16 protein-coding genes are annotated in these 16,936 nt (G+C 67.6%); 4 read left to right on the top strand and 12 right to left on the bottom strand.

The features are described from left to right. Positions 1 to 127: 127 nt before the first annotated feature. Positions 128 to 601 carry a Cu(I)-responsive transcriptional regulator gene (gene cueR / locus ACLBX8_RS25830; RefSeq protein ID WP_447715982.1) on the top strand — a complete coding sequence of 158 codons (474 nt, stop codon included), beginning with the start codon at positions 128 to 130 and terminating at the stop codon, positions 599 to 601. A gap of 33 nt (positions 602 to 634) precedes the next feature. Here the strand turns inward: cueR and ACLBX8_RS25825 are convergent, their stop codons facing one another. The 8 genes from ACLBX8_RS25825 to ACLBX8_RS25790 form a co-directional block, all read right to left on the bottom strand. After that, positions 635 to 1,036 (bottom strand): DUF305 domain-containing protein, encoded by a 402-nt coding sequence (locus ACLBX8_RS25825; RefSeq protein ID WP_447715981.1) that lies wholly within the window; start codon positions 1,034 to 1,036, stop codon positions 635 to 637. A 28-nt stretch (positions 1,037 to 1,064) separates the two neighbouring features. After that, positions 1,065 to 1,430, bottom strand: a complete 366-nt coding sequence (locus ACLBX8_RS25820) for a hypothetical protein (RefSeq protein ID WP_447715980.1) — start codon at positions 1,428 to 1,430, stop codon at positions 1,065 to 1,067. 24 nt (positions 1,431 to 1,454) lie between these two features. Further along, the gene (locus ACLBX8_RS25815) at positions 1,455 to 4,604 is read right to left on the bottom strand and encodes an efflux RND transporter permease subunit (protein ID WP_447715979.1); all 3,150 of its coding nucleotides are present in this window, start codon (positions 4,602 to 4,604) and stop codon (positions 1,455 to 1,457) included. Positions 4,605 to 4,615: 11 nt separating this feature from the next. After that, positions 4,616 to 6,352, bottom strand: coding sequence for an efflux RND transporter periplasmic adaptor subunit (locus ACLBX8_RS25810; protein ID WP_447715978.1), 1,737 nt, complete (start codon positions 6,350 to 6,352; stop codon positions 4,616 to 4,618). A gap of 86 nt (positions 6,353 to 6,438) precedes the next feature. Then, entirely contained in the window at positions 6,439 to 6,894 is a 456-nt protein-coding gene (locus ACLBX8_RS25805; protein WP_447715977.1) for a hypothetical protein, read from the bottom strand. Positions 6,895 to 6,985: 91 nt separating this feature from the next. Beyond that, entirely contained in the window at positions 6,986 to 7,198 is a 213-nt protein-coding gene (locus ACLBX8_RS25800) for a heavy-metal-associated domain-containing protein (RefSeq protein WP_447715976.1), read from the bottom strand. A gap of 469 nt (positions 7,199 to 7,667) precedes the next feature. Continuing rightward, the gene (locus tag ACLBX8_RS25795; protein WP_447715975.1) at positions 7,668 to 8,090 is read right to left on the bottom strand and encodes a response regulator; all 423 of its coding nucleotides are present in this window, start codon (positions 8,088 to 8,090) and stop codon (positions 7,668 to 7,670) included. A gap of 51 nt (positions 8,091 to 8,141) precedes the next feature. Then, positions 8,142 to 10,847, bottom strand: a complete 2,706-nt coding sequence (locus ACLBX8_RS25790) for a PAS domain-containing protein (RefSeq protein ID WP_447715974.1) — start codon at positions 10,845 to 10,847, stop codon at positions 8,142 to 8,144. Positions 10,848 to 11,132: 285 nt separating this feature from the next. On the opposite strand from ACLBX8_RS25790, the gene ACLBX8_RS25785 reads away from it, so the two are divergent. Further along, positions 11,133 to 11,594 carry a hypothetical protein gene (locus ACLBX8_RS25785; RefSeq protein ID WP_447715973.1) on the top strand — a complete coding sequence of 154 codons (462 nt, stop codon included), beginning with the start codon at positions 11,133 to 11,135 and terminating at the stop codon, positions 11,592 to 11,594. 306 nt (positions 11,595 to 11,900) lie between these two features. Then, entirely contained in the window at positions 11,901 to 12,836 is a 936-nt protein-coding gene (locus tag ACLBX8_RS25780; protein WP_447715972.1) for an ornithine cyclodeaminase family protein, read from the top strand. A 203-nt stretch (positions 12,837 to 13,039) separates the two neighbouring features. On the opposite strand, the gene ACLBX8_RS25775 is transcribed toward ACLBX8_RS25780, so the two are convergent. From ACLBX8_RS25775 to ACLBX8_RS25765, 3 genes are read right to left on the bottom strand one after another with little or no spacing between them, the layout of a single operon-like run. Beyond that, on the bottom strand, positions 13,040 to 13,759 hold the full coding sequence (locus ACLBX8_RS25775) for a cytochrome c biogenesis CcdA family protein (RefSeq protein ID WP_447715971.1): 720 nt from the start codon (positions 13,757 to 13,759) through the stop codon (positions 13,040 to 13,042). 7 nt (positions 13,760 to 13,766) lie between these two features. Continuing rightward, positions 13,767 to 14,156 (bottom strand): thioredoxin family protein, encoded by a 390-nt coding sequence (locus ACLBX8_RS25770; protein ID WP_447715970.1) that lies wholly within the window; start codon positions 14,154 to 14,156, stop codon positions 13,767 to 13,769. Between the two features lie 37 nt (positions 14,157 to 14,193). Further along, a complete protein-coding gene (locus ACLBX8_RS25765; RefSeq protein WP_447715969.1) occupies positions 14,194 to 14,994 on the bottom strand; it encodes a pentapeptide repeat-containing protein in 801 nt (266 codons plus the stop codon). Between the two features lie 186 nt (positions 14,995 to 15,180). Between ACLBX8_RS25765 and ACLBX8_RS25760 the strand changes: the two genes are divergently transcribed. After that, complete coding sequence (locus ACLBX8_RS25760) at positions 15,181 to 15,855, top strand: Crp/Fnr family transcriptional regulator (RefSeq protein ID WP_447715968.1); 675 nt, start codon at positions 15,181 to 15,183, stop codon at positions 15,853 to 15,855. A gap of 242 nt (positions 15,856 to 16,097) precedes the next feature. Here ACLBX8_RS25760 and ACLBX8_RS25755 read toward each other — a convergent pair whose 3' ends face one another. Next, positions 16,098 to 16,871 carry an enoyl-CoA hydratase-related protein gene (locus ACLBX8_RS25755; RefSeq protein ID WP_447716017.1) on the bottom strand — a complete coding sequence of 258 codons (774 nt, stop codon included), beginning with the start codon at positions 16,869 to 16,871 and terminating at the stop codon, positions 16,098 to 16,100. Positions 16,872 to 16,936: the final 65 nt, after the last annotated feature.

Genomic DNA, 16,936 nt, shown 5'->3' with positions numbered 1-16,936 from the left:
GGGACGATGGAACGGTCCCGCCCTGCGCGCCCTCGGTGCGGGGCGGCGGGCAGGGTCGGTAGTCAAGTGTTGCGGAGGGTTGTGAACCTTCCCATCATAGTAAGGTCAACACGGGGTTGGTTCCGTCATGAACATCGGTCAGGCTGCCCAGGCCTCCGGGGTTTCGGCCAAGATGATCCGGCACTACGAAAGCATCGGCCTCGTGCCCCCGGCCGACCGGCGGGACAGCGGATACCGGGACTACGGCGCCGCCGACCTGCACCGGCTCGGCTTCATCCGGCACGCCCGGGACCTCGGCTTCTCCCTGGAGCGCATCAGGGTGCTGCTCGGGCTCTGGAGCGACCCCGGCCGGAGCAACGCCGACGTGAAGGCCATCGCCAGGGCGCACGTCCGTGAGCTTGAGGATCGCGCCCGCCAACTCAACGAGATGGCCGACGCCCTGCGCACCCTGGCCGACGCCTGCGACGGCGACGGGCGACCGGACTGCCCCATCATCGCCAGCCTGAAGACCGGTGCGGATGTCCCGGCCTGCCACGCGTCCCCCGCCCAGACGGTGTCGGAACCCCCGGCGCCGCGCGGGAAGGCCCGCCCCAAGCGTTGAGTACCCCGGCATTCCGGGAGGCCGGCCCGAGACCTACTTGCCGTGCCGCTTCAGCCACGCCTCCATGTCGGAGATCTCGGTGGTCTGGTCGTCGATGATCTTCTGGGCCATCGCCTCGGTGGCGGGGTCCTTGGCATGCTTCAGCGCGACCTTGGCCATGGCGACCGCACCCTTGTGGTGCGGGATCATGTGGGTTCGGAAATCGACGTCGGCGTCGCCCGAGTAGGGGACGTCCATGTCTCTCATCATCGCCATGTCGGCGGCCTTGAACTCCTTGGTCGAGGCGTTGTCCTTGAGGTCCGGCTTCATCAAACCCATCGAGCGCGCCTCCTTGCCGGACGTAGAGCCGTGGTCGTGCATGCCCTGCGCGAGGGCGGCGCCCGCCAGCCCGGTCGACATGAGGGCGGCGGCGAGGATGGTGCGGAATTGCGTCATGGGTCTTCTCTCTCTTTCGGCGTGGTGATCAGTTGAACTTGCCGCTCGCGGTGGCTCCGTCCGGGGCGGTGAGCTGCACGGCGCCCTTCGGGCTGTCGCCGAGCGCCGCAGCGGCCTTGCCGGTCAGGCGGTTGCCGTCGGCGGGCTCCAAGGCGACGCGGGCCGGCTTGCCGCCGACGACGAGGATGGCCGTGCCCTTGAAGCCCGTGGCGGGCACCGGCTTCTGCTTGGCGTCCGAGACGTAGACGTCGACGCTCTCGCCCTTGGCCACGAGCTCGACGTGGAAGTCGCCCGCATCGGCCACGCGCCCGCCGTGCTGGCCCGCGGCCTCGTGGGCGCAGACGGCGGACGCAGTCAGCAGGGCGGCGATCAAGGCCAGTCTGGGTAGGATCATTCTCGGTCTCCCGGGTTGTGCGGGTCAGTAGGCCTCGGCCGGGCGCGGGCGCGCGCCGTCCGGGAATGGGTGGGCCGGCGTCTCGGCATGGAACGCGCGCAGCCGCTCCAGCGGCTTGCGGCCGAAGCGCAGGAACAGGACGGGGGTCAGGAAGGTGTCGAGCAGCGTCGCGCTGACGAGGCCGCCGAAGATCGTCACCGCCACCGGGTGCAGGATCTCCTTGCCCGGGCTTGCGGCGTCGTGGAGCAGCGGCACCAGGGCGACGCCCGCCGAGAGCGCTGTCATCAGCACCGGGGTCAGCCGCTCCAGGCTGCCGCGCACGACAAGGTCCTGTCCAAACGGCACCCCCTCGTGAAGCGACAGGTTCAGGTAGTGGCTGACCTTCAGGATGCCGTTGCGCGCGGCGATGCCGGTCAGCGTGATGAACCCGATCATCGACGCTACCGACAGCGGCTGGCCCACGAGCCACAGCGCCGCCACCGAGCCGATCAGCGCCAGGGGCACGTTGCCCATGATGATCAGGGCCAGGGCGGCCGAGCGGTAGCGGCTAAACAGGATGGCGAAGACGAGGGCCAATGACAGCGCCGAGAGCGCCGCAATGGTCCGGCTCGCCTCCTCCTGTGCCTGGAAGGTGCCCTCCAAGCTGGTGAAGAAGCCCGGCGGCAGCGGCTCCTTCGCCACCGCCTCGCGGATGGCGGCAACGATCGTCGCCATGTCGCTGCCGCCGTCGGTGTTGGCCTGGACGACGATGCGGCGGCGGGCGTTCTCGCGCAGGATCTGGTTCGGCCCGTCGGTCTCGCGGATGTCGGCTACCTGGCGCGCCGGCACCCAGCCCGAGGGCGTCTCCAGCAGGAGGTCACCCAGGCCCACGGTGGTCCGGCGGTCCTCGGACAGGCGCAGGACCACGTCGAAGCGGCGCACGCCGTCGACCACCGTCGAGACGACCCGCCCGTTCGAGAGGCGGCTGATCTGCTCAACCACCGCGGCGGGCTGGACCCCGTAGAGGGCAGCCCGGGTGTAGTCGACCCGCACCTCCAACTGCGGGATGCGCACCTGCCGCTCGACCTGCAGGTCGGTGAGGCCCGGAATCGCCGCCATCCGGTCGCGCAGGGAGTTCGCGATCCGCCGCAGGGCGTCGAGGTCCTCGCCATAGACCTTGAGGGCGATCTCGGCGCGAACGCCCGAGAGCATGTGGTCGAGCCGGTGCGAGATCGGCTGGCCGACGTTCACCGCCACCGGCAGGGCCGCGAGGCGCCCGCGGATGTCGGCGACCAGCGCCTCCTTCGGTCGCTTCGTCGCCTCGTCGAGGGCCACGTCGATCTCGGAGGAATGGACGCCCTCGGCGTGCTCGTCGAGCTCGGCCCGCCCGGTGCGGCGGCCCACCGCCTTCACGCCTGGGATCTCCAGCAGCAGCTTCTCCGCGATCAGCCCGACCCGGTTGCTCTCGGCGAGCGAGATGCCCGGGGTGAAGGTCACGCTGACCGTAAACGAACCCTCGTTGAACGGCGGCAGGAAGGCCCGGGGCAGGTTCCAGGCGGCGATGCTGGCCGCGGCCACGGCGACCGCGACCGTCCCGACCAGCAGGCCCTGGTGCCGGAACGCGGCCCGCAGCAGGGCGGCGTTGCCCCGCTTGAGCAGCTTCAGCAGGCGGCTGTCGTGCTCCTCCAGATTCCTCAGGCCCGGCAGCAGGAGTGACGCCAGCACCGGCGTCAGGGTGATGGAGGTGAGCAGGCTCGCCAGGATCGAGATGATGTACGCCTCACCCAGAGGGGCGAAGAGGCGTCCCTCGATGCCCGACAGGGCGAACAGCGGCACGAACACCAGGATGATGATCAGCGTCGCGTAGACGATGCCGGAGCGGACCTCGTTGGAGGCCTCCACGACCACCTGGAACACGCCCTTCGGGTTGCCCGCCCGCCGGTTGTCGCCGAGCCGGCGGTAGATGTTCTCGACGTCGACCACCGCGTCGTCGACGAGCTCGCCGATGGCGATGGCCAGCCCGCCGAGGGTCATCGTGTTGATCGACAGCCCAAACAGGTGGAACACCACCGCGGTAGTCAGCACCGAGACCGGGATGGCCAGCAGCGAGATGGCCGTGGTGCGCACGTTGAGGAGGAAGGCGAACAGCACCACCGCCACCACCAGCACGGCCTCGACGAGGACGCGCTCGACGTTGCGGATCGAGGTCTCGATGAAGTTGGCCTGCCGGAACAGGACCTGGTCGGCCTTGATGCCCCCGGGCAGGGTCGGGTTGAGCTCCTTCAGGGCGGCCTCGATGCTTCGGGTTAGCCGCACCGTGTCGACGTCCGGCTGCTTCTCGACCGAGACGATGACCGCGGGCCTGGCCATGTAGCCGGCGTCGCCGCGCTTCACCTTGGCGGCGAAGGAGACCTCCGCGACCTGCCGCAGATACACGGGGGCGTCCTTGACGGTCGCAACGACGAGGCTGCGCAGGTCGTCGAGGCTCATGGTCCGGCCGATGTTCCGGATCAGGTACTCCCGCGCGTTCTGGTCGGTGAAGCCGCCGCCCGCGTTCGTGCCGAACTGGGCGAGCGCCGCCTCAAGCTGGGCGTTCGTCACGCCGAGCGCGCGCATCGCCGCCGGGTTCGGGCCGACCCGGAACTGTCGCACCTCGCCGCCGATGGGGATGACCTGCGCCACGCCCGGGATGGTCAGCAGCCGCGGCCGGATGGTGAAGTCCGCGACCTCGCGCACCTGCATGGGGGTCGCGGTCTCGCCTGTCACCGCCACCAGCAGGATCTGGCCCATAATGGAGGAGATCGGGCCCATGACCGGGGTCACGCTGCGGGGAAGCTGGTCCTGCACCAGCGAGAGCCGCTCGGCGACCTGCTGCCGATTCCGGTAGATGTCGGTCCCCCAGTCGAACTCGACGTAGGTGATGGACAGGCCCACGCCCGAGACCGAGCGCACCCGGGAGACGCCCGGCAACCCGTTCATCCTGGTCTCGATGGGGTAGGTGACGAGTTGCTCGACCTCCTGGGGCGCGTAGCCCTCGGCCTCGGTCATGATGGTAACCGTGGGCCTGTTGAGGTCGGGGAAGACGTCGACCGGCAGCTTTGTCGCACTGAGCGCGCCGTAGAGCACCAGCACCGCGGCGAGCGCGAGGACGAGAAGGCGGTTGCGGACCGACTGGCCGACGAGGAAGGTGAACACCGGCGGCCTCCTCAGCGGACCTGGTCGAGGAGCTCGGCGCCCTGGGTCACGACCCGCTTGCCGGGTCCGATCCCCTCCGCCACCAGCACCCGGCCGCCGTCCAGCGGCTCGATCCGGACCGGCCGCGCCTCGAAGCGCTCGGCGGTGACGTGCTCGTAGACGACGTCTTGCCCGTTGCCGGCCCGCACGACCGCGGCGCGCGGCAGCGCTAGGCCAGACTGCTCGGTGTCGGTTCCGGCCAGCACGGTGACGAACTGACCGACCCGCAGGCCGGAGGCGTCGCCCTGGACGGCGAACTGCACGGGGATGGCCTGGTTGCGGTCGGCGAGGCCCGAGCCCTGGTAGGCGAGCTTGAGGGTCCGGCCATCGGCGAGCCGCGCGGTGGCGTCCTTAGCCGGCGTCAGGGCGTCGAAGCTCAGCGCCTCGACCCAGAGGCGGTTCGGGTCGACGATCTGGAAGACCATCTGGCCGGGGCTGGCCATCTGGCCGGCGACCGCCGCGGCCTGGGCGACGACGCCGTCGACGGGCGCGACGAGCGGTTCCGGCTGTTGCCGGATCTTGTCGAGAGCCGCGCGGCGGTCCTGCAGGCCCTTGAGCTCGGCGACCGCGTCCTCAAGCTGGCTCTGGGGCACGGCCGCGGTCGTGGCGAGCCGCCGGTAGCGGTCGACCCGCCGCTCGACGATGGAGATCTGCTGGTCGAGATCCCCTTGGGTCTGGCGCATGTCCGAGGCGTCGACTGCCTGGATCGGCGGAGTGACGGTTGCGAGGATCTCGGCCTTGCGCACCCGCGTCCCGAGGCGGGGGAACAGTCCGGAGGCCGGCGGCGAAAGGCGGCCGCCGACCGAGGACTGGACGACGCCGCTGGCGTTCGGGTCCGGGATGATGCGTCCGGGAAGCTCGACCGAGCGGTGGAAGCTGCCCTTCTCGGTCTGGGTCGTGCGAAGGACCAGCAGACGCTGGGTCGGCTTCGGCACGAACACGGAGCCGTCGGGAAGACGCTGCGCCAGGTCCGAAGCGGCGGGCGTGCCCGGTCGCGGCTCGGTCAGCGCGGCCCCCTGAACGGGTGTACCGTGGTCATCGTCACCGTGCGCGAAGGCGGCGGTGCCCAGCGCGATGGTGATGCCGACGGCGAGCAGGGTCACCGCGGGGCCGCTGCGGCGGCCCCGGGCGAGCCCGGCCACGAGGACGCCGAGCAGGAAAGCCACGGCAACCGCGCCGATCAGCGTCGGGTCACCCTCGCCCAGGCGCTCGCGGATGCCGCGGGCGACCTCCGAGACGCGCGACGTCACGGCCTGTGTCGGGGCCGTCGGCGGCGGAGCGACCGTCGTGGCCTTCCCGTCCGGGACGGTGACCGAGACGGCGAGCACGTCGACGTCCTCCCCCGCCGTGACGGTGGCGGCGAACTCGTGCCGCCCGGGCTTCGACAGCCACGGGGCCGGCAGCGCGTAGCCGCCCTCGGGCGTGGCAATCGCGGTCCTCGGACCTTCCGGGGTCTCGATCTCGACCGTCGCGCCCGTCACCGGCTCGTTCGTGCGGAACCGGTCGAGGAACAGGTTGAGGGTGCCGCCGCGCGGGATGGCGACGAGCTCGAAGGCATCCGAAACGGCCTCGCCGCGCGGGGCGATGGTCTTCGAGACGGGCGGCTGGGCGGCGCCGTGGTCGTGCCCCTCGTGGGCAAGCACGGGCCCCGACAGGACGGCGGCGGACAGCACCACCGCGCCGAGGGCGGCGGCAAGACGGGTCGACATGGAAACGGTATCCTCGCGGTGGGATGTCCGAGCGGCGCCGAACGCGGGCGCACTCCGGGCGTCGCGCGCCTCAGGCGCGTCTCATCTCACGCGAGGGTTCGTGGGGGCTTGGGCAGGGCCTCGGGACCCGGGCCGGCGCGGCCGGCGACGTCGCGCGGGATCAGCGTGACGGTCCGGAACAGGGACGGCGACAGGGCATAAGGACCGGTGAGGACGCCGGTGACGCAGCAGGTCATCGTCCCGCAGCAGCGAGTCTTGCAGCCCGGCCGGCAGCAACCGTCCTCGGCGGGCTCGATGCGGGCCACCTCGACGGGGGCGAGCGAGACCTTGGACCAAGCAGCTGCTTCGGCGCGGACCACCGGTCTCGCCGGCACCGCCGCGGCCTCGGTCTTCGCGAGGACGACCTTCGGCTGCGTCGCGGCCATGTGGTGGCCGTGGTGCGCATGACCCTCGTGGGCCTGAACGGCGGACGGCGCGACGTAGGCGATGATCGCGAGGATCATCGCCGCCATCAGGCGCACGATTTGCCGGTCGAGGCTCATGGCCCTGGCTTACACCCTTTCAAGCGGCGGGACCATGTCCGCCGGTGGGACGGGAATGCCCGAATGCAATTTTGGTTGCCGTCGAGGGGGCTCAAGCCGCAGCGAGCATGGCCTCCGTGGGATATCCTGCGGTGGTAATGGCCTGGACGATCCGGTCCGCCGGAACCGCGGTGCCCGATACCGTCACGACCTTCGATGCGAGATCGACCTCGACCCGGGCATCAGGCTCGATGGCCTGCACGGCACGGGTCACGGACTTGGCGCAGCCGCCGCACCCCATCTTCTCGACCTTCAAGCGGATCATGACACTCTCCTTCGGATGACCGTCACGACGAGATGGGGTTTCCCATCGTTGGAAGGTCAATGGCCCGGGTAGTCCCTCAACCGCGTACGTTCACGTCGGCGCTGGCAGCCTGGTCCTGGTGGCCGTGGCGGATGCCCTCCCAGCCGACCCAGCCGGTGTAGAGGCCAACCGGGACGATCCGCCGGAGCAGTCACTTTGTGATCCCGAACGCGGCGGAAGATACATCCGTTTTCGGGATCCGAACGGCCGCGTATGAATGGCTGTGCTGGGTCGATCGGAGGCCGTCCGCTTTTCTAGCCGGTCATCGCCGAAGCGGACCGGCCACTTTCGGCCATTCACAGACACGCCAACTGGCACCTCTGAACGGCGGGGTCGGCTGGATTTCAGCCCGTCCGCTATCGGGAGCAAATGCACCGAAGCGGACGCCCGTGTGCCCGCGTCCGAGCTGGGGCAGACATACCCATACCGCTCAAGCGGGGTTCTTTTTGCGCAGTGGATCCGGCTTCCGCTCATCCGGCAGAACTTCGTGCAGATGGTGATGCACGATCTTCGCGCTGAACGGTTTGGCGATGAAATGCGCGCCGTCCGGGAGATCGTCGGGTCCCGGCTTGGTCAGCCCCGATGCGACGACGATTGAGATGTGCGGATAGGCGCTGGCGACCTTGCGGGCGAGTGCAAAACCATCGTGCGTGCCCGGCATCTGCACGTCGGTGAACAGCAGCGTCATGCACGCGTGATGTTCCTCCAGCACGAGCAGAGCCTTGTCCCCGGACGCGGCCTCAAAGGTCATGAACCCCGCATCTTCCAGGATGTCGACCGCATCCATGCGGATCATACTGTCGTCATCGACGACGAGAGCACAGGGCTGGGCATCTGAGAGATCTGGGGTCATGCCCCTCAATGTCCGGCCTGTGCGAAAGGTCCTGTCGGATCGACGCGGGGTTCAGCCGCCCGCCATGAGATCGGCGACCGAGGTTGTCAGCGTGCAGACCACCCCCTCGGGGGGATAGCGGACGTCCACGGCCCCGCCGGCAAGCCCACGCTGGATCAGGCGTGAGCCGAACCCCCGTCGGCGTGGCGGCGTCACCGGCGGACCGCCGTGCTCGGTCCAGATCAGCTTGAACTCGGCGTTGGCCTCCGCACCGTGCACCGTCCAGACGAGATCGACGTGTCCCTGCGGCTTGGCGAGTGCGCCGTACTTGGTCGCGTTGGTCGCCAGTTCGTGCAGCATCAGGCCGAGTGACAGGGCGGCCGAGGGACCGATACTGAGTTCCGGACCGGAGGGCCGGAAGCGGCCCGCCCGGTCCTGATGCAGGGACAAGGCCCCCTCGATCACGGCTGAGATCGGCGCGCTGTCGCTGCGTCCGCTCAGCAGAATGTCGTGCGCCTTGCCGAGCGCGATCAGGCGCGCGGCCAGGGCCTCACGGGCCTCGTCGACGTTCTCGGCGTTCCGTAAGGTCTGCGAGGCGATCGACTGCACCAGGGTCAGGGTGTTTTTCAGCCGATGGCTGAGTTCCTGGTTGAGAACCTGTTGCTGTTCCTCGGCCTCAATACGAGCAATCGCCGCGCGCGTGCGGTCGGCGACGTTGCGCACGAATGCAATCTCCTCGTCGAGCCAGATGTGGGGCGTCGCGTGCAGAGCGTAGAACAGCGAGACGAACCGACCCCGCTCCATCACTGGCAGATTGAGGATGGCAGCGACGTCGATCTCGGCGAGGGCGGCCGCGTCAGCGACCGTGCGCAGATCCCCTGTCGTGTCCGGGATGATCACATCGTACCCGGCCTTGAGCTCCTCGATATACGATCCGTAATCGCGAAAATGGTGCAGCCCGGCGATGCTCTGTAGACCGGCGGCCGACCATTCCTGGGTGACATCGATGGTTTCCCGCTCCAGGTCGATGTGACCGTAACCGGCATGGCTGAGACCGAGGGTCTTGCCTATGACGTCGGCAGCGATCTGGGCGATGGCGGCCTTGTCGGTCTCATCGCGCAACCGGTCGCTGAGCTTGGCCATCGCCGCCCGGCGCCTATCGGCGTTCCGGCGCGACGTAATGTCGAGGAACAGACAACTGAACCGCTCCTCGTGCTCACGATTGGCGCGGACTTCGAAGGTGCGCTTCAAGCTCGGCACGGTGATCTCGAACATGGTCGGCTCGCCCGTCTCGACGACGCCGGCATAGGTATCAAGCAGCCACTGATCGATATCGGGCACGAGGCCCTTGATCGTCCGACCGATGCTGTCGGCGGGTAGGCCGGATTGCTGGGCGAAGGCCGGGTTGATCTCCAAGAACCGGTAGTCGATCACGCGCCCGTCCGCGTCGCGGATCAATTCGCCGAGGAAGAAGCCCTCCTGCATGCCCTCGAACAGGCCACGCCAGCGCGCTTCGCTGCGGGCTAGATTTCCTTCGATCGCTTTCTGGGCGGTGATGTCGCGTGAGACGGAGAGCAACCGTTCCGGACGGCCGTCCGCGCCTGGGATCGCCGTCACTTGCACGTCCCACCACTTCGGCGTGCCGGCATAGGTCACGGCCGGCCCTTGGAAGTGACCGATCCCGCCGGCTCGCGCGGCGTCAAGCGCGGCGAGGGCATCCCCCTGTCCTGGGCCTTGCCAGAAGTCGGGCCACGGGCATCCTTTGACCGCGTTGAAGTCGCTGATCTCCATCACTTGGAGACCGCCTTCGTTCATGAAGGTGAGCCCGCCGTCGAGGTCGAGGACCTTGATGCAATCGGCCGAGGAGGCGAGGACGCCGCGCATGAACTCGGCATTCGCCCGTTGTAGCTCGGCGGCTTGGCGCTGGACCGTGCGGTCGCGCAGGATCTTCAGAAAGCCCTCGGGCGTACCGTGCTCATCGAGCAGCGGCATCATCTCGCCGTTGGCCCAGAACTGGCTACCGTCCTTGCGCAGGTGCCAGCGTTCGTCGGTGCCGCGCCCATGCGCGAGCGCCGAGCCCATCTCGGTCTCGGGGATGCCGTCCTGCACGTCGAGTTCGGTGAAGAACACGTGCGCGGTCTGCCCGCACATCTCGGCCGAGGACCATCCAAGGATGCTCTCGGCACCGGTGTTCCAGCTGGTGACCTGACCCTTCAAATCCATCGAAACGATGGCGTAGTCGATAGCGCTGTCGAGGATCGCGGTATTCCGGCGGTCGCTCTCGCGCCGGTCCTTCAAGGCACGGCGCAGTTCGAGCATCGCCATCGCTTGGCTCGCCAGCGTGCGTAGGATCAGCGTCTGCGTGGCGTTCAACTGATTGGGCTTGGTGTCGAGGACGCACAACGCCCCGATCCCAAGGCCGTCGGCGGTCACCAACGGCGCGCCGGCATAGAAGCGCACGTGCGGCGAGCCGGTCACCAGCGGGTTGTAGGCGGTGCGCGGATCGCGGGTCGTATCGGGGATTACGAGCACGTCGCGCTGCTCGGCGGTGTACGCGCAGATCGAGGAGGCGATGGGGGTTTCGCGCGCTCCGAAGCCCGTCTCCGCCTTGAACCATTGCCGGCCGGCGTCGAGGAGCGAGATCAGTGCGACAGGCACCCCACAGGCGGCGGAGGCCGCTTGGACGATGGCGTCGAACTCGGCTTCTGCCTCGGTGTCGAGGATCGCGTAGCGAGCCAGCGCAGCCTGCCGGCGCGCTGTGAGGTCGGTGTCTATCACGATGAAGGATATGTCTTACGCACGAGGCTGAGCCTTCATGGCTGGGAATGCCCTGGCAGGCAACATCTCAAGATTCTCGTGTCGTCTCAACGTCGGAGGTATCTATGGAGATAGCACTGAGATAGATGCCGCCAATCAAAAACGTCCGCTTTTAAGGTGCACTGAACGCCTCATCGGCGTCTGGCATGGGTCGCAAGCCGAATGGCGGCTTGGGGTGGGTTTCTGCCTATCTGCTTCCAAGCGGGAGAGGCATAAGAGCGGACGTCGCGAGACTGAAGGGACCGGATGCCATCCACCGCGAAGCCGTTGTGGCTGCTCACATGGCTGGCGATCATGGTCGGCCCGGTCACGGATTTCCTCTTCTGGACCGCGGTTCTGAAGTCGGGAGCGCTCCCCCACGATGGTGACGCCATAGCCATTCCGATCTTCCAAGGAATCATCGGCACGGTAGCTTTGGCGCCCTTGGCGCTGACGATCACGTGGTTCTGCCTCAGACGCTACAACGCGCAAACCTCGATCTTTGCGTGGAGGAAGGAGCGCCCCGTCGTCAGCATCGTAGCGACGATGGTTTTCGGTGGCCTCACTTGCCTGCTCGCCTACGACGTGGGGCGGGTGTTCATGGGGTACTACTCCCCTCCGGAGTTTATCTCGATACCGGCAGCGCTGATCCGGATGGCAGGGCTCATGGCGATGCGGGCGGCGCTAATTGACCAACTCAACGCGGAGCCAAAGCTACAGGCGGCCTAGGATCCTGTGGGGTGGCCCCAAATTCGACCGGACACGAGACGCGGATTGCGATCTGTCTGCTTTTAAGGCGCTCGCGCTCTCGCCAGAGCGACCGGGTTGGGTCGCAAGCCGTAGGACCGTTCAGGGTTGAGAGCGGTACGGTTGGTTCCGGCGGGGATCGGCACGGAGGCCGACGCAGTGACGACATCTGAAGCCGTGAGGTCCGAACGGCTGTGCTGATGGCGACCTTCACCTATCATCCACCGAACGTCCCCTAACGGCTGCGCTCGGCGCCGCAGCGGTCGAAGCGAATCCGAGGGTGATCCTGTGATCCCGTTCTTCGACCGTGATGCGGTCCATGCCGCCCTCCACCATGCGCGCCTGATCGAAGCCCTGCGCGACGCATTCGCCACCTCCATCATCGAAGCCCCAATCCGGACGGCTCACGAAGTCGGAACGAAGGAAGTGCCCGGCCGCCTGCTGGCCATGCCTGCTTGGCGTCGGGGCGACATGCTGGGCGTCAAGCTGGTGAACGTGTTTCCCCGTAACGCCGAGCGCGGCCTTGGCGCCGTGCATGCAGTGTACGTCCTGTTCGACGGCAGGACGGGAGCACCCCGTGCGATGATCGATGGTGAGGCGCTGACGAACCAGCGAACCGCCGCCGCCTCGGCACTCGCGTCAACCTACCTCTCTCGTCGCGACAGCACGGTGCTCGCCCTAATCGGGACCGGCAACCTCTCGCCCGCGCTCGCCCACGCGCACGCCGCCGTCTGGTCGCTTCAGCGCGTGTTAGTCTGGGGCCGCTCAGCGGCGAAGGCTGAGGCTTTGGCGGCGCGGCTGCAAAACGAAGGGCTTCCTGCCGAACCAGCGGCTGATCTTTCGACAACGGTTTCGGCGGCCGACATCGTAAGCTGCGCCACGACCTCTACGCAGCCGCTTGTGCTCGGCCGCGACGTCCGTCCCGGAACCCATGTCGACCTCGTTTATGCCTTCGCGCCCACGATGCGGGAGAGCGACGACGCGCTCATGCGCATCGCCCGGATCTATGTCGATACCCGTGCCGGGGCCCTGCGCGAGGCCGGTGACCTTACCCAGCCTATCGCCGATGGCATGTGGTCCGCGGACCGTCTCGTCGGCGACCTGCATGATCTTTGCAGCGGGGCGGAGGCTGGCCGCTTTAGCGACGAAGAGATTACAGTGTTCAAGTCCGTTGGCGCATCCCTAGAGGATCTGGTTGCGGCCACGCTCATCGTAGAGGGGTGAACCCCTGTTGCCAAAAGTCGTCCAAGGCAATGCGGTGCAGGAAGCTGCTTGGTCGAGGGAAGTCTGCTCAGGGTAGAGCTTCTACGACGAGCCGTATGGCCGGCGTGGTTCGCGAGGGGAGGACCGCTCGGGGTGGATTTTTGCTGGTCTGCTTTTGCGCCGCACGAGCACCCGAGCGGACATGCTCCCAACGATCCGGACGATCAGAGGCGAGTAGTCAGCTTCGTGAGCCAAGCCGGCGAGGCGTTGACTAGGACGGTCTCCGCGGCCTTGTCGTAGCCCGTGGCTATCATCAGGCCGGTGGCTACGAGGATGGCACCCAGGGCGACCTTCAGGCCCTTACCGAGCCCCATCATCCGGTCGCGCCAGCGCACTAGCACCTCGCGGGACAGCGTGCCGAGGAGCAGGAGCGGCAGGGCAGCGCCGAGGCCGAACAGAATCATGGTCGCCGCCACCGTACCCAGATCTCGCCCCTGCGACGCGAGGAGAGACGCGGCCCCGAGGGTCGGTCCGACGCAAGGGCTCCAGACCGCGCCGAGCAGCAGCCCGACGCCGAACTGGCCCAGGAGCCCGGCGGTCGAGAAGCCACCGAACCGGCTCTCGGTCCAGTTGCTCACCGGGCCGGCGGCGACGGCAAGCCGGGTCTGGGCGGCCGGAACCATCAGGACGAGCCCGATCAGGACCAGCATAATGGCCGCGACGGTGCGGAAGACATCGGCGTCGAGGCCGAGGGCGAACCCTACGGTCGCCACGAACAGCCCGATGGCTACGAAGGACAGCGCGAGGCCGGCAGCCAGGGCGGCGGGGCCGAACCTGTGCTCCGATGCGGCCGCGCCCAGAACCAGCGGCAGCAAGGGCAACACGCAGGGGGACAGCACCGAGAGGATCCCGGCCAGGAACGCGAGGCCGAACGTCGTGGCCATGACCGACCTACAACGCCTTCTCGACGGCGCCCTCGATCCACTCCGGCTGGGTGTCGCCGACTGAGCGCCCCGTCTCCTTCTCGCCCTTGAAGGTAATCAGGGTGCTCTGCCTCGTCACGCCGAACCGCTTCAACACGCCCTTGCGGCTGTCGAAGTCGACATCGAATACCTGGAGATCCTTGAACCGGGGCTGGGCTTCCAGCTTAGCGAGGATCGGCTTCTGCGCCGCGCAGACGGTGCACCAGGGTGCGGTGACATGGACGAGGATCGGCTTGCCCGCCTTCTGAGCCGCCTCGAAGGCGTCCGGGGTGAAGACCGCCTCGGCGGCATTCGCCCCCGAGCCGAACAGCAGGGTAGCGGCGGCCAGAGCGCCGAGCAGGAAGCGACGGGTGGTCATGGATGCGATCCTCGTGATCGATTGGTGAAGGCGGGGCTTAGTTGGCGGCCTGGGTGATCGCGCGGTCGACGTTCACGCGTGCCGACCAGTCCTTGGCGCTGTCCTGGCCCTTGAGCGACACGAGGCGGGCGCCGCTGACGTCGACGTTCTTGAAGTCGGCCCCGGACACGGTCGCTCCGGTAAGGTTGGCGCCCGATAGGTCGGACCCCATCAGCACGACGTCGGTGAGGTCGGCGTTGGTGAGGTCGGCGTATTCCAAGCGCGAGCGACCGAGGTTGGCCCCCTTCAGGTTCGCACCGGAGAGGTTTACCGAAACGAACACGGCGCGCATCAGGCCCATGGACTGGTTCTTGATGTCGGCGCCGCCCTTGAGGTCAACCAGCGTGGCGCCGGCCATGTTGGCGCCCTTGAAGTCTCCGATAGGCATGGACCGGCTGAGGTCGGCCCCGCTGAGGTTGGCGTCCCGCGCCGTGATGCCGAACATTCTGGCGTCCGCGAGCTTGGCGCCGGACAGGTCAGCCTTCAGGAACCACGCCTGTTCGAGGTTCGCGCCGCTGAGGTCGGCGCCGCGCAGGTTGGTCTTGTTCAGGCGGGCGGTCCGCAGGTTGGCGCCACGAAGGTTCAGCCCGGAGAGATCGAGGCCCGACAGCGCCTTGTCATGCAGGTCGATGGGCTTGCCGTCCGCGGCGTTGATCATCGCCTCGACGTCGGCGCGGCTCATCTCGGCCTTTGTCATGGCGGGTGTGCTCATGTCGGCCCCAAGCAACAGATCCTGTTCGGCCACGGCAGGGCCGGCGGCGAGGGCTGCGAGCATGAAGCTGAGGGCGAGGCGACGCATCGGTTCACTCCCGGGGGGCACCGCGCGTGGCAGGTGCCCTTGTCGTGTTCGTTATCGCTCAATGCTATGCTGAGCCGCTGAACCCGGTCGGTGACCCAAGTCACACAAGTCCGGCGCGGCGGGAGAAAAACGCAACGCGAGCCGGACGATCAACCCGTCGTCGAGGCCCGGGGAACAATGCCAGCCATGATGGATGCCCAGAACGTCGAACGTTGGATCGACCGGTTTCCGTTGCTCCAAGCTCTCAGCCCGGCACACCTCCAGATCGCTCGGGGAACCGTGCATTTCCCGGTTCTGGAGGCGGGCGCCACCGCCTATGAACTCGATGGCGAGTGCGCCAACTACCTGATGTGCTTGGAGGGCCGCACGCGTGTCTTTCGCATGTCGGACGGCGGGCGCGAGGTGCTAATCTACAAGGTCGGCCCCGGCGGGACCTGCGCCCTGACCACACAGTGCCTCCTGTCCGGCGGCACTTTCCCGGCGCAGAGCGTGGCGGAGGAACGGACCGAACTCGCCGCCCTACCTGTGACCACATTCCAGCACCTACTGGGCGAGAGCGCCGCCTTCCGCAGCTTCGTCATGGACGATTACACCCGGCTGATGGCCGGCTTATTCACGCTGATCGACGAGGTCGCGTTTGCACCGTTGAAGCAGCGCCTCGCCCAACGGCTCCTGGCCGAGGCCAATCCACAAGGCGTTGCAGCGGTGACCCACCAGAAGCTTGCAGACGACGTTGGCAGCGTACGCGAGGTCGTGAGCCGCATCCTGGCGCAATGGGCTGAGGCGGGTCTAATCGAACTTCGTCGAGGCGCAGTTGAGATCGTTGACCGCACGAGCTTGGAGGCCGCAGGTCGACGGTGACCTACGGCATGCCGATGTCTGCTTTCGAGGCCGAAGAAAATCCGACTTTCCGACCGGGTTGGGTCGCTATCGGAAGGAACGCTCAGGGTGGATTTCCGAATATCCGCTTTCCGGTGTCGCACGCAGATAAGCAGACACGACACATAGCCTACGGCACGATCTTACCGTGATCGGAATATCTACCCCAGAGTATGACCGCGGCGGAAACGAGCCAAGCAGTCTCGGTCACGGTGCAAGTGAGCTTATCGGCCATGGTAGACGGGCGGCCGCCCCTCGGCCTCGGCCTCTCGGCCTTCGAGAAAGTCCTCGGTGCCATAGAGGGCGCGATACTGCTCCCCGAGGTTGGAGAAGGCCCTTCCCTCCCACTGGTCGACCGCATTGCGGGCAGATGCCAGGGTGGCCTTGATTCCCAGTGGACCGCATTGAGCTATCCTTGCCGCGATGCCCAACCCCAGTTCCAAGGCGGCGCGAGGGTTCGGGGCAATTTCCTGTACCAGCCCCATGCGGCGCGCCTCCACGGCTCCCCAATGGTCGCCAGTAAGCATGTAGCGCATCGCGTTGCCCCAACCGGCCTCCCTCGGAAACCTCACCGTCGAGCCTCCTCCTGGAAAGCGTCCATGGGTGTTCTCGTCCTGGGCGAAGCGCGTCTCGGTGGACGCGATCCGGATGTCGGCCACGAGGAAGAGTTCGTGGCCCATGTTCCAGGTGTCGCCATGCACGACCGCAACGAGCGGCTTGCTCAGTAAGGCACGTCGGCCCAACGGATCGATGCCGTCGGCATCGGGCGCGCGCGCCGTGCCCGTCCTCAGGGCGGCGGCGAAAGCATCGACATCGATGCCGCGCGTGAAGTTCTCTCCATGTCCGAACAGCACCGCCGCACGAAGGTCGTCGTCGGCATCGTACGCGGCGTATGCTCGTGCCAAGGCGCTGAACGCCTCGGGATCGACCCGATTGGTACGCCTCCGGTGAGAGCCGCCTTGTGAGACGGGGCCTCGTGCCCGACGTCTGACCTTAATGCTGGCGTTAAAGTCATCGGATCAAGGCGATGCGGGTCGAGGTTCTTGCCGGGGTCGAGCGCCGG

Source organism: Methylobacterium sp. D48H, from assembly GCF_053345715.1.
Note: the sequence above shows the minus strand (reverse complement) of the source record. Positions and strands in the feature narration are given on the sequence as shown.